General features: G+C 53.5%; 16 protein-coding genes. 5 read left to right on the top strand and 11 right to left on the bottom strand.

What is annotated here, in order from left to right; all coding sequences use genetic code 11:
• Positions 1-108 precede the first annotated feature (108 nt).
• On the top strand, positions 109-588 hold the full coding sequence (locus tag NF683_RS06685; protein ID WP_193085041.1) for a copper chaperone PCu(A)C: 480 nt from the start codon (positions 109-111) through the stop codon (positions 586-588).
• Positions 589-686: 98 nt separating this feature from the next.
• Here the strand turns inward: NF683_RS06685 and NF683_RS06690 are convergent, their stop codons facing one another.
• The 6 genes from NF683_RS06690 to NF683_RS06715 all read right to left on the bottom strand — a co-directional run bounded on the left by NF683_RS06690 (position 687) and on the right by NF683_RS06715 (position 5638).
• Entirely contained in the window at positions 687-1007 is a 321-nt protein-coding gene (locus NF683_RS06690) for a hypothetical protein (protein ID WP_089040207.1), read from the bottom strand.
• A gap of 394 nt (positions 1008-1401) precedes the next feature.
• Complete coding sequence (locus NF683_RS06695; protein ID WP_089040206.1) at positions 1402-1704, bottom strand: hypothetical protein; 303 nt, start codon at positions 1702-1704, stop codon at positions 1402-1404.
• 300 nt (positions 1705-2004) lie between these two features.
• Positions 2005-3321 (bottom strand): phosphate regulon sensor histidine kinase PhoR, encoded by a 1317-nt coding sequence (gene phoR, locus NF683_RS06700; RefSeq protein ID WP_193085044.1) that lies wholly within the window; start codon positions 3319-3321, stop codon positions 2005-2007.
• A gap of 2 nt (positions 3322-3323) precedes the next feature.
• The gene (gene phoB / locus NF683_RS06705; protein ID WP_009723274.1) at positions 3324-4013 is read right to left on the bottom strand and encodes a phosphate regulon transcriptional regulator PhoB; all 690 of its coding nucleotides are present in this window, start codon (positions 4011-4013) and stop codon (positions 3324-3326) included.
• A gap of 121 nt (positions 4014-4134) precedes the next feature.
• Positions 4135-5025 carry a 4-hydroxybenzoate octaprenyltransferase gene (ubiA, locus tag NF683_RS06710; RefSeq protein ID WP_089040204.1) on the bottom strand — a complete coding sequence of 297 codons (891 nt, stop codon included), beginning with the start codon at positions 5023-5025 and terminating at the stop codon, positions 4135-4137.
• A gap of 34 nt (positions 5026-5059) precedes the next feature.
• The gene (locus NF683_RS06715; RefSeq protein ID WP_253921599.1) at positions 5060-5638 is read right to left on the bottom strand and encodes a chorismate--pyruvate lyase family protein; all 579 of its coding nucleotides are present in this window, start codon (positions 5636-5638) and stop codon (positions 5060-5062) included.
• 87 nt (positions 5639-5725) lie between these two features.
• Between NF683_RS06715 and NF683_RS06720 the strand changes: the two genes are divergently transcribed.
• The 4 genes from NF683_RS06720 to NF683_RS06735 all read left to right on the top strand — a co-directional run bounded on the left by NF683_RS06720 (position 5726) and on the right by NF683_RS06735 (position 8688).
• The gene (locus tag NF683_RS06720; RefSeq protein ID WP_253921600.1) at positions 5726-6916 is read left to right on the top strand and encodes an NAD(P)/FAD-dependent oxidoreductase; all 1191 of its coding nucleotides are present in this window, start codon (positions 5726-5728) and stop codon (positions 6914-6916) included.
• 104 nt (positions 6917-7020) lie between these two features.
• Positions 7021-7293, top strand: coding sequence for an HU family DNA-binding protein (locus tag NF683_RS06725; RefSeq protein ID WP_083007712.1), 273 nt, complete (start codon positions 7021-7023; stop codon positions 7291-7293).
• A complete protein-coding gene (locus NF683_RS06730; protein WP_038479712.1) occupies positions 7293-7649 on the top strand; it encodes a hypothetical protein in 357 nt (118 codons plus the stop codon). Before NF683_RS06725 ends, NF683_RS06730 begins: the two co-directional genes overlap by 1 nt.
• 91 nt (positions 7650-7740) lie before the next feature.
• Positions 7741-8688: a LysR family transcriptional regulator gene (locus tag NF683_RS06735; protein WP_253921601.1), complete on the top strand. Its 948-nt coding sequence runs from the start codon at positions 7741-7743 to the stop codon at positions 8686-8688.
• Here NF683_RS06735 and NF683_RS06740 read toward each other — a convergent pair.
• From NF683_RS06740 to NF683_RS06760, 5 genes are all read right to left on the bottom strand, one after another.
• On the bottom strand, positions 8667-10217 hold the full coding sequence (locus tag NF683_RS06740) for an aldehyde dehydrogenase family protein (RefSeq protein WP_253921602.1): 1551 nt from the start codon (positions 10215-10217) through the stop codon (positions 8667-8669). The two genes, NF683_RS06735 and NF683_RS06740, sit on opposite strands and share 22 nt — an antisense overlap.
• A complete protein-coding gene (locus NF683_RS06745) occupies positions 10214-11134 on the bottom strand; it encodes an NAD(P)-dependent oxidoreductase (RefSeq protein WP_253921603.1) in 921 nt (306 codons plus the stop codon). Before NF683_RS06745 ends, NF683_RS06740 begins: the two co-directional genes overlap by 4 nt.
• Before the next feature lie 121 nt (positions 11135-11255).
• Complete coding sequence (locus NF683_RS06750) at positions 11256-12413, bottom strand: M20 aminoacylase family protein (RefSeq protein WP_089040200.1); 1158 nt, start codon at positions 12411-12413, stop codon at positions 11256-11258.
• A 10-nt stretch (positions 12414-12423) separates the two neighbouring features.
• Positions 12424-12918: a hypothetical protein gene (locus NF683_RS06755; protein WP_089040199.1), complete on the bottom strand. Its 495-nt coding sequence runs from the start codon at positions 12916-12918 to the stop codon at positions 12424-12426.
• The gene (locus tag NF683_RS06760) at positions 12905-13723 is read right to left on the bottom strand and encodes a DUF3100 domain-containing protein (RefSeq protein WP_089040198.1); all 819 of its coding nucleotides are present in this window, start codon (positions 13721-13723) and stop codon (positions 12905-12907) included. The genes NF683_RS06755 and NF683_RS06760 overlap by 14 nt, the downstream gene beginning before the upstream one ends.
• Between the last annotated feature and the right edge of the window lie 46 nt (positions 13724-13769).

The following is a 13769-nucleotide window of genomic DNA, read 5'->3' on the forward strand; positions in this document are numbered from 1 at the left end:
CGCTGATACAACCTATTTGTTACCTTAAGGTTGTTTGGCTTCACTATTATTCTCAAGATTAAGCATAAGCCTTGTTAAGAAGATAAGGCCCCTACAAGGAATACGACCATGCTGACCCGCGCACTCTGGTTGACGGCTCTCCTCACTGGCTCAATCTCTTTCGCATCGGCTCACGACGTTCAAACCGACCAGCTAAGGATCGCTCATCCTTTTGCCACGCCAACGCCCCCCGGTGTGACAAATGGTGCCGCTTATCTGGATATTACGGCTCATACAGAGTCCGTCACACTGGTCAGCGCACAGACACCTGTGAGCGAAAGTGTTGAGCTACATGATATGCAGATGGAAGGCGATATGATGAAAATGCGCCACGTCAGTGCTATCGAAATCGCTAAAGATGAAACGCTAACAATGCGCCCAGGTGGCGGCTATCACTTAATGCTAATGGGATTACATCAGCCATTGGCAGAAGGTGACCGGTTTCCCATCACGCTCGAATTTGCCCAGCAAGACGCTATTGAAATAGAAGTTTGGGTTCAAAGCGCCCAAGAAGGAAGCACCGCCGCTGACCGCCATCACCAGCATTAACAGGATCAATCGATCACCGTCTTAACCACAAAAACCCCGCCGAAGCGGGGTTTTTGCTATAAAACTTATTTGTCACACACGTTTAACCATCGCCCTCTTTACCAGCGTGTACTGCTACCTTCTTCACGGTTGAGTTCTTCAGCGCGATAACCTGCTCGCTCTTTAGAGTCATCATCAGCGTCACTGGCACGGCTTGAAGGAGCATATATCAGAGTATTCTCATTATCATTGATCAAATCTTTAGCTGAATAGGTCGCAGGGCCCGATGTGTTACGAGATTGAGGTTGAATAATTTCTTGGTTCTCAGCACGTCCTTGATTCAGCTCTATGGAGGAGTGTGCAAACGCTATTGGACTTGCGATAAGCCCCAACGATAAGCCTACAACCACAGTGCTTTTAACAAATGATTTCAACAACATAAATAAAAACTCCTTGCTATATGGAGCAACCGACAATGCAATGATACAAGGTACCTTCTTTTGCCAATCGCAAAACGTGTCATCTGAATAATTGCATTTTTAACACCAAGAAACAGTGGGCAACGTAACAATGATTATACTATACACAAAAAATTAGACCCCACCGAAGTGGGGTCTTGAGCACTCTTAGTATCGCGATACGTAACACTAGCTTCCTATCCGTTTGAGGGGCTCCAACCTTGGAATTAACCCTGACTAGCGTGTTGACCGTCGAAAGATTCAATCCTTGAATCTAGGAGCATCCATGCAATTTGACATCCATGCCTCTGAATAGCTCATCCGTAAGCGTAAGAGTTATAGTACCTTTTGAAAAGATAAGTAACCAAAGTTAATGTTACATTCCGCTATTTTCTTCAGGCAACTCATCTGTGCTGTCATAGCCAGACTCTGAATCGTCCTGGCTCGTTGAACTAGGTTCCATGTCGCTGGCGTTATCGCCTTCGTCATGAGTCAACTCTTGGCTATCATAATTACTTGAATCTGTTGTACTTTCGGATTGAGTCTCAACAGGCTGCTCATCAGGGGAAATATTGTTCGCGGGGTCTGCTGGCTCTTGAGCGAATGCTGCAGGGCTAGCAACTAAACCGAACGCTACACTTAAAATACCAGCTTTCTTGAGTAGTTCCTTGGACATCATGTTCCGTCTCCTAGATCGCTGTTCAGGTACTGCTTAAATAGTAAGAAAGACGGTCTTTCGGCTTACCAATTCCTATGGTTTTCTCTCTTACCAAGTACCAAGACACTTGCAGACGATGTGCCAAAAAATCAAAAACTATATAAAAAAACCGATAAAACAAACACTTAGCAAATAAAAGATAATAGGAAGGGCGCTTAAAGCGTTTGCAGATCAAGCAGGGAAAGTGGTTAGAAATGGCACATGAGTATTATGTGACCATACTTGTATGACAAGCATGACACACCTATACATCACTTGTACTTAAACAGCATTGCGCGAGGCGGGCTCGCTTTTGACAACACGTGATGACGGAAAAACACAGCGAAAGAGGGCCCCTTCGCCAGGGCGAGATTCAATTTGTAACAATGCGTCATGTCTTAGTAGCACATGCTTTACAATCGCCAGACCAAGCCCGGTACCACCCGTTGCAGTACTACGCCCTTTATCAACGCGATAGAAACGCTCGGTTAAGCGTGGAATATGCACAGGGTCAATTCCCTCACCATCGTCGTCAACTTCAATACAAGCACTGCCATTCGGCAGGGTTTTCCAGCGAAGTGTTATCTGACTACCCTCTGGCGTATACCGCACAGCGTTAAACACTAGGTTTGAAATAGCGCTATGCAGTTCCTGCTCGCTGCCGATCAGACGGGCATCGCTTTCAAGCGCGACTTGAACACTGTGCTGTTGGTTAGAGAGCGCTAGCGCATCGCGGCGAATGGTGTCGAGCATTGGCCCTAACGCCAACGCATGATGATCCTCGCCACCTTGATCAATTTCTAACCGAGAGAGCAGTAGCAGATCATTGACTAAGTTTTGCATACGCTTCGTCTGCTCTTCCATCTGAGCAATACCTCGGCCCAAACGTGGTGGAAGTTGCTCTTTCAAGTCGCTGTAGGTTTCTAAATAACCCGTCAGTACCGTTAGCGGTGTGCGTAGTTCATGGGAAACATTGGCGACAAAGTCACGCCGCATCTGCTCTAAACGATGCAAGCGGGTAATATCTCGCGCCATTACCAAGCGCTCATCATCACCATAGAGAGTAATTTGATATTGAAGGATATGCCGTTCATCGATGGGCGACGTTAAGGTCAGCGGCTCACCGTATTTACGTGCATTAAAGTAGCTGATAAATCGCGGGTCACGAAGCAGATTGGTAATGTGCTGGCCACGGTCGTGGGCTGTTTGCAAGCCCAGCATTTCCGTCGCGGCACTGTTCCACCACTCCAGGTCGCCATGCCGATCTAGCATAACGACACTGTCACGCATCGCTTCGGATGATTCCTGAATACGTGCAAGGGTGGCACGTAAGCGATTCTGAGTAATCCGTTGGCTCTTTTGGTAGCGATACAAGCGATCAAAAAGCTCGCCCCACATGCCGCTCGCAGCAGGGGGTTCATCATGAGGGTGAAGCGTTAACCACTTAAAGAGCGCACGCAGTTGGCGCAGTTGATACACCAGACAAACGGCAAGACCTGCAGCAACGCCAAGACCTGGCATACCCAGCAACCACCCCAGACAAGCGCCCAAAGCGGCCAGCCACGCAATTCGCCATAGTTCTCGGCTCCACAGGCGCACCGTTACACCCGCGCGGAAAAACGGTACCCAGTGCCTCTCACCGTTTGAATGAGACTCTGGTGAGCTTCTCCTAGGGCCTTACGTAGACGTCGGATGTGAACATCTACCGTCCGCTCTTCAACGTATACGTTACCGCCCCACACTTGATCGAGCAGTTGGCTACGTGTATAGGCGCGCTCTTGGTGCGTCATGAAAAACTGCAGCAGACGGTACTCCGTCGGCCCCATTTCTAACGCCTTACCGTAAGCACTCACACGGTGGCTCACTGGGTCTAATAGCAAGCCATTAATTTCAATAGGATCTTCGACACCACGGGGGGTAGTACGTCGCAATACTGCTTTTAAGCGCGCCACCAGTTCGCGGGGAGAGAAAGGCTTGGTGATATAGTCATCCGCCCCAGCCTCAAGCCCTTGAATCTTGTTATCTTCTTCGCCTTTAGCGGTCAGCATAATGATAGGCACTTCGGCAGTGGCTTCTTCACGCTTTAAGCGCCTTGCAAGCTCAATACCACTGGTGCCCGGCATCATCCAATCCAGCAAAAGCAGATCTGGCTGGTGGTCAACCATCATCGCGTGGGCATCCTGGGCGTTATCCGCTTCAAGCACGCGATAGTCAGCCATTTCCAGCGCCACTGCGATCATCTCGCGAATAGGCGCCTCATCATCGACAATCAAAACGGTCTTGGCGGTCATTCCAGGGCCTCACGGTGTTCAATGAAAACTAATTTAAAAAATAGTTTAAAAAAACAGTTCAAAGACATGTCAGTGACGATAACACCATGACTCGATGACAATTTTATGACATAGAGGATATTTAGCCAGTTATTGGCCACCAACTTAGTGCAATACCTGCAAAAATTAACAAGCCTGACCAATGATTATTAAGAAATGCCTGGAAGCAGCGGTCGCGCTCACGGCCAGCGATTAAGCGTTGTTGATGGACAAACGTAGCGGCCATAGCGGCTAGCCCAAGCCAGAAAAAGCCACCTAAACCAACACGCCATCCTACCCAGGCAAGTAGTCCAAGTGCCGCCACTTGCAACACACCAATGATCAGACGATCAGCGCTACCAAACAGCACCGCGGTAGATTTGATGCCAATTTTTAGGTCATCGTCGCGGTCGACCATGGCGTATTGAGTATCGTAGGCAACGGTCCACAGCACGTTAGCGCTAAACAGTAGCCATGCTTCAAACGGTACATGACCCAATACCGCACCGAATGCCATGGGAATCGCCCAAGAGAACGCAGCCCCTAACACCACCTGAGGTAAATGGGTGTAGCGCTTCATAAACGGGTAAATGAACGCTAATACAACACCACCTATCGACAACAGCACCGTAAACCAATTGGTCAATAGCACTAAAATGAAAGCAGTGGCTACCAGCGCGATAAACAGCAGCTGCGCCTCGGTTTCACTGATACGACCAGTGGCTAGCGGACGATGTTTAGTACGCTTTACATGGCCATCGAAATGACGATCAGCGTAATCATTAACCACACAGCCCGCGGCGCGCATCACATAAACGCCAGCAATAAAGATCAGCAGAACATTCCGTCCAGGCACACCCTCTGCTGCTATCCACAATGCCCATAAGGTGGGCCACATCAATAGCCAAGTACCAATCGGGCGATCCAATCGCGTTAAATGTAAAAAATCAGCCACCCGAGCCCATCCCGTTGGCCTCAACAGAGAACGGTCCATGCTTACCTCTCAAAAAGAAAACGCTGGCGATAGCCTAGCGCGAAGACAGGGCAAGATCATCTGCCATGGTCGATAAAAAGTATTCCTGCACTAACAGCGACAGCCCACCGTGCTGAAACACTGAGCGCCGCCCCCATACGCTGTCTAAAAGCGACGCAGAGTGTTCCGCGACAAAGCGTGGCTGATGGCGAGTGGCGTAGAGTGGCCCGCGCACCAAGTCAGGTTGTTGAAACAGCCAACTGCCTAATGAACGCTCGCCAAGCCCTTCTAACCCCTTACCTTGTAATTGACTGAGTGGCGCTACCGAGCGTGCGACTACCCAGGGCTTATCGCCGACACACAACGCGACTTCTCTCAGCCATGCATAGCGGCGCGGTTCAATTCCCAGCGCTAGCGCTTCATCCCGTAGAGGTAAGCCAATCGTTTGACGTAACAATTGCACCCGAAACGCGTTTGTGCCGCCTGCGACGGTTAACCGCGTCGTTAAGGAGTCCGTCGATGCCACCCACTGCCACCACGCAGCGCTCATTGCAGGACGAGCCGCAGCAACAGGGAGCCAGTGAGGAAATAGTCGATGAGGAAGGGAAGCTTGCCGAACAGTAGGGGCGATCACCAAAGTCTCCAAGGCGGTCAATACACAGAAAGCTAGTGTAACATGGTGACCTCACAGGCTTTTGTTCCGCCGACTTTTGGTGACTGCATGCCCTCACACGAGATATCGCGATATACCCATTCGGCACTGATTATTATTGGCACCGGTATGGCGGGGATTGGCCTTGCCCGCGCCCTACGCCGACATGGCGATACACGTACCATTACCCTTATCAGTGCCGACAGTGGCGATGATTACAGTAAACCGCTGCTTTCTACAGGCTTTGCGAAACGCTTAACGCCAGACCAACTCGCCCAACGTGACGCCAGCGGCGTCGCAGAAGAACTGAATGCTGAGTTAATTACCCACACCCAGGTCGCACACCTGCATGTGGATAACCAATGCGTAGAACTCAGTAATGGCCAACAGCTCCACTACGACGATCTAGTGCTAGCCACTGGGGCAGCGCCCCATACGCCGTTCAGCGTGCCCGAGAGTGTCGCCAAACGATGCTTTACCATCAACGACTTAGACGAGTATCGCCGCTTTTATGCCGCATTAAGCGCAGCGACTACTAAACGTGTTGCGGTTGTCGGTACCGGGCTGGTGGGCTGCGAGTTCGCCAATGATCTCCATGCTGGCGGCCACCAAGTCACCCTCATTGCGCCAGAAAGCACCCCGCTGCAACGCCTACTGCCCGAGCCACTCGGCCAAGCGCTGGCGGATGCTTTCCAAGACGCTGGCATCCAACTTGCTTTAGGGCATAACCTGAAAACGCTCGCCCTTAACGTAGATAATGCCCTATCACTCCATCTTGATAATGGCGACGTCTATGCTGCCGACATCGTATTACTCGCCACGGGCTTAGCTCCGCGCACTCAACTTGCTGAAGCAGCCGGGCTGGCGGTTAGCCATCGCGGTATTGTGGTTGATCGCCAGCTACGCACCTCTCAACCGAACATATTTGCGTTGGGCGATGCGGCTTGCGTTGAGGGAGTTAACGCTATGTATGTTCAACCGCTGCAGGCAAGCGTAAAAGCGCTAGCGACAACACTCGCCGGAAAACCAACCAGCGTCAGCTTTGGGGCGTGGCCCGTCATTGTGAAAACACCATTACTTCCCGTGGTTGCCTACCCTCCAGCAACCACGCCAGCACGGTGGAAAATTGAGGGAGAAGGCGGTGACATGACAGCCGTTGCTGAAAATAAAGACGGTCGTTTGATTGGATTTGCGTTGACAGGCAGCTGCGTGAGAAGGAAAGTGGAGCTTTCCAGAGTAGCACCTGCGCTGCTAGGCTGATTTTCGCCGCCTTAGCGACTAGGCTAAAAAAGTTAACCAGCTGGGCAGTGCTTCTAACAACACAGATGAACTTACGCTTGATTTCCACATAGGGAGATACCTTTATGCGCAAACCTGAACTCGCAGCCGCAATTGCTGAAAACGCTGATCTATCCAAAGACAAAGCGGGCCAAGTCCTGAACGTTATCTTGGACGAAATCACTAACAGCGTTGCCAAAGGCGAAGATGTTGCTCTGATTGGTTTTGGAACGTTTACCGTACGCCAGCGTGCCGCACGTACTGGCAAAAACCCGCAAACTGGCGCGCCGTTACAGATTCCCGCCAGCAAAAATGTTGCGTTCAAGCCGGGCAAAGCGCTTAAGGACGCCGTTTCCTAATGAAACTCAAGCTGACGCTGTGGCTACTGAGCTTACTGCTTAAAAGAGCCCTGCGACGCAAGCCGCGCTTTCGTGAACAACTTGAGCGAATGCGCGGTCTGGACTGGGGCGTTGCCACGGAAGACCTCAGCATTGCCCGGTATTATCGAATGGCGCCGAAAGGCATTGATACCGGCAAAGGGCTACCCGTTGACCTAGACCTTGAGCTTCGTTTTCGCGATCAGGATGCCGCGTTGAAAATCCTTAAAAAGCCGACGCAACAGGCATTTCTAGATGGCATGGTAGCCGGTGAAGTCCGCCTAGTGGGCGACTCTGCCGATATGAATAAGCTGCAGAAACTACTTAAGTACCTATAGCGTTATTATCGGTTTAGAGAAAACTACGAGGCTTGGGGACCCTTAGGGTAACGATTTATACAGAGCCAGTGCAGAGGCATAGCAGCTACCAGTGGATATTCCTCATCAGCGATTGGTTTACTTTCGCGTTACCCTTGAGTCTGGCTCAGTGCGCCGCGCAGCGGCGCGCTTGGACATTGCACCCTCGGCGGTAAGCCGGCAAATTACCTTGCTGGAAGAAGCCTTGGGGGCAACCCTGATGGAGCGTCATCGCGACGGCATTTCGCCTACCCCGGTAGGCGAAATGCTGCTTGAGTATTGCGAACGACGCGGCGCTCTTGATGAAGGCTTTATTGCCTCACTTGAATCCTACCAACGCATGGAAACCGGCAAGATATCGCTCACCGTCGGTGAAGGATTTGTCAGTGACCTAGTGGCGTCCCCTCTGCATGAATTTACCCAACGCTATGCGGGCATTCAGCTCGATATCCATACCGCAGGCACATCGGGGATAATTGATGCCATTATCAGCGATCACAGTCATATCGGCTTAATGTTCCATGAGCGTACCCATCCCCAGCTGCGTTTCTGGTCATCTAGCCCGCAGCCACTGATGGCTATCCTGGCGCCCAACCATCCTTTAGCCAATCACACTACACCGCTTACGCTCACCCAGTTAAGCACACAGCCGATGGCCATGTGGGATACCACCCATGGGGTGCGCCAAATGGTTGACCAAGCCTTTCAGCAGTCGCGTATAGCCCCGCGCATGGCGATGAACACCAACTCCATGGTGATTCTGGCGCAATATGTGCGTAGCGGTATGGGCATTACCCTGCTGCCCGCCTTTGCCGTCGCCCATGATTTAGAGCTCGGCACGTTAGTCGCGCGCCCGGTAGATAACCCGCTTTTTCAGCGCTCCCAGGCCCACATGGTCACGCGGGTAGGTCGACAGCAGCCCAAAGCTAGCGTTCTGCTGCTACGCCACCTACAGCGCTGGATGCAGGCCTTTCGCGCCCCAGGTTTGGCGGTGAGCGATCAACCAACGCCACTGCCGTAACCAAATGCCACACTGGCTTCGGGGGCGGTTTCCACCCAAACGCTTTGCGGCACCGTGTATTCGCGCAGGCCATCCAAACCGCTGGAGCGCCCAAAGCCGCTATCGCCAAAGCCCCCGAACGGCGACATAACGCTGATCGCCTTGTAGCTGTTGATCCACACCGTGCCCGCACGCAGCTGACCGGCTACGCGATGCGCCCGCGCGACGTCTTGGCTCCAAACGGCGCCAGCCAAGCCAAAGCGGGTCTCGTTGGCAAGTTGAATAGCCTCATTTTCAGTGTCGAAGGCCATCGCCACCAACACCGGGCCGAACACCTCTTGCTGAGCGATCTCCATATCCGGTGTGACATCGACCAGCACCGTAGGGGCGATAAAGTAGCCGTGAGCCTCGTCAGGCAGCCCTGATGGACGTTTACCACCCGTTAACAGCCGCGCGCCAGCGGCTACTGCAGCGTCAATCATACGCGTCACTTGCTCAAACTGGCGGCGATTCTGCAATGGCCCCATGCGAGTTGCTTCGTCACTAGGCAGGCCCACTTGAATCTGCTCCGCCGCCCGCGCCAAACGGCTGGTAACCTGCTCAAACACCGAGCGCTCGATCAACAGCCGCGATCCGGCCACACAGCTCTGTCCAGCCGCAGCAAAAATGGCCGCCTGGGCACCCGCAACGGCTTCATCCAGCTTGGCATCGGCAAACACGATATTGGCGGATTTTCCCCCCAGCTCTAACACGCTGGGCACCAGCCTCCGCGCACCTGCTTCGGCGATCATGCGGCCACTCTGGGGGGAGCCTACAAATACCAGCTTGCTGATGGCGGGGTGATCGGTCAGCGCTGCGCCGGTCGATTTGCCTAGCCCATTGACGATATTGATCAGTCCTTTAGGAAGCCCGCCGCTTTCAAGCAGCTTGGCAATCACCACCGATGAGAACGGCGTCAGCTCGGAAGGTTTTAGCACCACGCCATTGCCCGCTGCCATGGCCGGGGCTAACTGCCAGGCACAGGTGAACATCGGCGCGTTCCAGGGGGTAATCTGCCCCACCACGCCATAGGGCACGTGGTGCACATAGTTAAGGTGCGAGGTAGGCACCGGAATCACTTCGCCATGCTGCTTGTCGCACCAGCCCGCGTAGTACTCGAACATCTCACGCACTTTGCCTACTTCAGCGCGGCAGTCACGAATCGGCTTACCGGCCACCACACTCTCCAACTGAGCCAGCGCCTCTTCATGGCCCTCCAGGCCACGGATGGCGGCATTCATGCGCCGTCCACGCTCGCTGGCGGTTAACGCCATCCATTCGCGCTGGCCACGCTCAGCGGCTTGGGTGGCACGCTCAATCAGTGCGGCTCCTGCATCGTGATAGCTCACCAGCGTTTCGCCGGTGGCCGGATTGCTCAAGGTGATCACTTCCCCCTCTCCCACCACTAAATCACCATCAATCCAGTTACTCAGCGGTGTGGCAGCAGCTAATCCAAACCCTTTAAGCAGTTCAGCAAGATGGTCGCAGGCATGTTGGCTAAGTGCGTTCATTCGTTACCCTCCGCTTGAGTAGCGCGAGCTAATATCGGTGTAGTGATATGGTTAAAGTCATCGCTATCGGCGGGGTGGTCGGCGTTCGCATGCCAGGCATCGACCACGGCTTGTAACAGCGGCGAAGGTATATCCAGTTGCTCAGCGGCATCTCGCGCTAAACGCAGGTCTTTACGCATCAAGCCGGTGGTAAACCCTGAGTCGAAGCGCTCACTCAGCACCCACTCGGGGAAGTTCACCTCGCTAGCCGCGCTACGCCCAGAACCACTATTGAGTCCCGCCAAGCAGGCAGCGGGGTCAACGCCCGCTTTGGCTGCCATAGCAACGGCTTCGGCGGTGGTTAACAAGTGCGCGGCACACAGGTAATTATTGGCAAGCTTGACCACATGGCCGCTGCCCGGGCCGCCCACATGGGTGCGCTTGGCTGACATCGCCTCCAGCATCGGCAACACTCGTTCGATAGTGCGTTCATCGCCTCCCAATAGCATCCCCAGCTTGCCGCTAGCAGCGCCTTTGGGGCCGCCGCTAACCGGCGCATCCAACCATAGAAGACCCGCTGCGCTAACTTTTTCTGCCAGTTCACGCGTCACGGCGGGGTCACTGGTGGAGGTATCAACAATCACGCTACCTTTCGGCGCCAGGTTAATCAGGCCTGGCGATTGCTCGAGCACCTCACGCACCTGGGCGGAGGTGGGCAACGACAGCAGGTAAACGTCGCTTGCGGGTAGCTCTTCGGGAGCCACAGCGGGTACCCCTTGAGCAGCGAGACGCGACCGTGCTTGCTCAAATACATCGCTTCCCGTTACCGCAAACCCGGCGGCTTTAAGCGTCAGCGCCATATTACCGCCCATCTGCCCCAGGCCGATGACAGTAATAGTTAAAGACTCAGTTGCCGAGGGCTCAGTTTGTAATGACATCGTAAAACTCCCAAAACGCTTTTTAGATAACAAGACGCTATGTTCGGTGGTGATATTTGGGGTAGACGCTCCCCTACCCAGTGGGCATCAGAGAGCGAATAACGTGTATTAAGTCAGGAATTTAGACGAGTAACGCCCTTACCAGCTCCACCCAGTAGCGCGCCCCCAGAGGCAGCAATGCATCGTTGAAGTCATAGTGCGGGTTATGCAACGAAGCGGACTCCTCGCCATTGCCCATCCATATATAGGCACCTGGGCGCTCGGCAAGCAGGAATGAGAAATCCTCAGACGCCATGCTGGGTGGCGGGTTGCGGATCACGTTGCCACTACCGAGTAAGTTTTCCAGCACCGAGGCGCAGTACTGAGCATGTTCAGGGGTATTGATAGTGGCGGGATAGCAGCGCTGGTAGTCCAGTTCAACGGTTAAACCATGGAACTCAGCTAAGCTGGTAATCGCTTGCTTAAAGCGCGCTTCCAAATGCTCTTTGTGTGCCATATCAAAACAACGCAGCGTGCCGCGCAGCGCCACCTGCTCGGGAATCACGTTGAAGGTATCACCGGCGTTAATACTGGTAATACTCAGCACGGCTGCTTTATCAGGCGGCGTTTCGCGACTCACCAACCCTTGCAGTTGGCTAATCAGTTGGCAGCTCGCCAACACCGTATCAGTACCTAAATGGGGCATCGCCGCATGGCAGCCCTTGCCAGTCAGCGTCAGGCTAAAGATATCAAAGGCGGCCATGACGTCGGTATCGTGAACTGCGGCAACACCTACCGGCAGCCCCGGCCAGTTGTGCAGGCCGTACACGGCATCCATGGGAAAGCGTTCAAACAGCCCCTCTTCAACCATCACCCGCCCGCCGCCTGCGTTCTCTTCGGCGGGTTGAAAGATGAACACCACCCGGCCTTTGAAATCAGGCTGCTGCTTTAACGCCCAGGCAGCGCCCAATAGCATCGTGGTATGACCATCGTGGCCGCAGGCATGCATTTTGCCGGGCGTTTGCGAGGCGTAGGCAAGCTGGGTCTCTTCACCAATATCCAAGGCGTCGATATCGGCCCGTAGGCCGATGGTTTTGCCTTCCCCTTGCTGACCATCCAGAGTGGCTACGACACCTGTTCCGGCAATCCCAGTGGTTACCTCAAAACCCCACTCAGTTAGTAGCTCGGCAATACGCGCACTGGTGCGGTGCTCCTCAAACGCGGTTTCCGGATGCTGGTGGAAATCATGGCGCCACGCTTTTAGTTCTGCGCTATCCGGTAAGTCTACTGAAGCAGTCATCGTCTTATCCTTAAAGCATCACGTGAGCGACAACGGCAGAGCCAATAAAGGTACCGGTAAATACTAACAGCGCTACCACTACCAGCTTCCAGCCGGTTTGCTTGAACATGGCGAACTCACGTCCGGTAAGCGCCAGCCCTGCGTAGGCCAATACCGGTGTGACCACTGCCAGGAAATCCACTTCAGCCAGCCGTGCGATGATCCAACCATTACCGGGGAAGAACGGCAGCGTCGCGATAATGCTAATCAGCGACACCCAGGCCACGCTGGGCAGGTAAAAAGGACAAAACCGCCCAACCACCAAGCCGATAATCACCATGACATAGAGAATCAACATGCCGGGCAGCGCGTCTAATAAAGGCGAACCGTTGACGATATTGCTAAACCACGCCGCCACACACACCGCTGCCAGAACCAACGCGGTTTTACCCAGCTGATTTTCCGGGCGCAGCTCTTTTAACGCCTCAGCATCGAACTGATCGATTGGGCTCTCATGAGTTTTCATGGCTAACCTCCTGGCGCGAGCCATTTAAGCGCTTGTACATCCACTCGGTGATCGGTAGCGCGATAAATAGAGAGATATACAGACCGGTAGCGTAGGTAAGCAGGTTGCTTGCCCCGGCAAAGGCGAGTAGTTCGTCCTTAGATGCCGGTACTGCTTCGGCTAAAGCTGCCGAACACGCCGCCACCATACTGCCACTGCCCACCCCACAGGCCATGGCCAAAGCGCGAATATCAAGAATATCCAGCGACGCGATATAGCCCGCCATTAAGGCGAAGTAGAGCGTACCGAACATGGTGCCCACAACGTACACCCCCATAATCCCGATACCCTCAGGGCTTCTTAGCCCGTAACGGTCTGAAATAATGGCAATATTGGGTTCACGGGCGATAGAGTAGGTAGCGCCAATCGCTTCACGGCCCATCTTGAGGACTAATACTGCAAAGGGCAGCGCTATCAGCATGGTGCCCAGATTGCCTAACTCTTGGAGTATCAGCGCGGGGCCAGCAGCGATAATCTGTTCGATCGCAGGGCCAATGGTGGAACCAAATTTGGCGATAAACGGCAAGATGGCAATGAGAATAATCGGGCCAGCCGCATTGCTGACCGGCTTGGGAATCACCTTGCCCATTGCCGAGAAAAGATGAGGGTTAAACAGTACGCCGATCACAAAAGCGTAGAGCAGCGGTAGTAACAGTAGTGTTCCCGGCCCGAGAGGAATACGCACGATGCCGACCCACTCGGCAAACATCGACGTCACTATCACCGTAAGGTGAAGACGCCAATCCAGCAATAACTTGAGATCCATAAGAGTGTCCCTGTTTTTTTAGAGTCACTCCGAGTATCGAAAGGTT

Origin of the sequence: Halomonas sp. MS1, from assembly GCF_024182575.1 — a bacterium.
GTDB lineage: Bacteria > Pseudomonadota > Gammaproteobacteria > Pseudomonadales > Halomonadaceae > Vreelandella.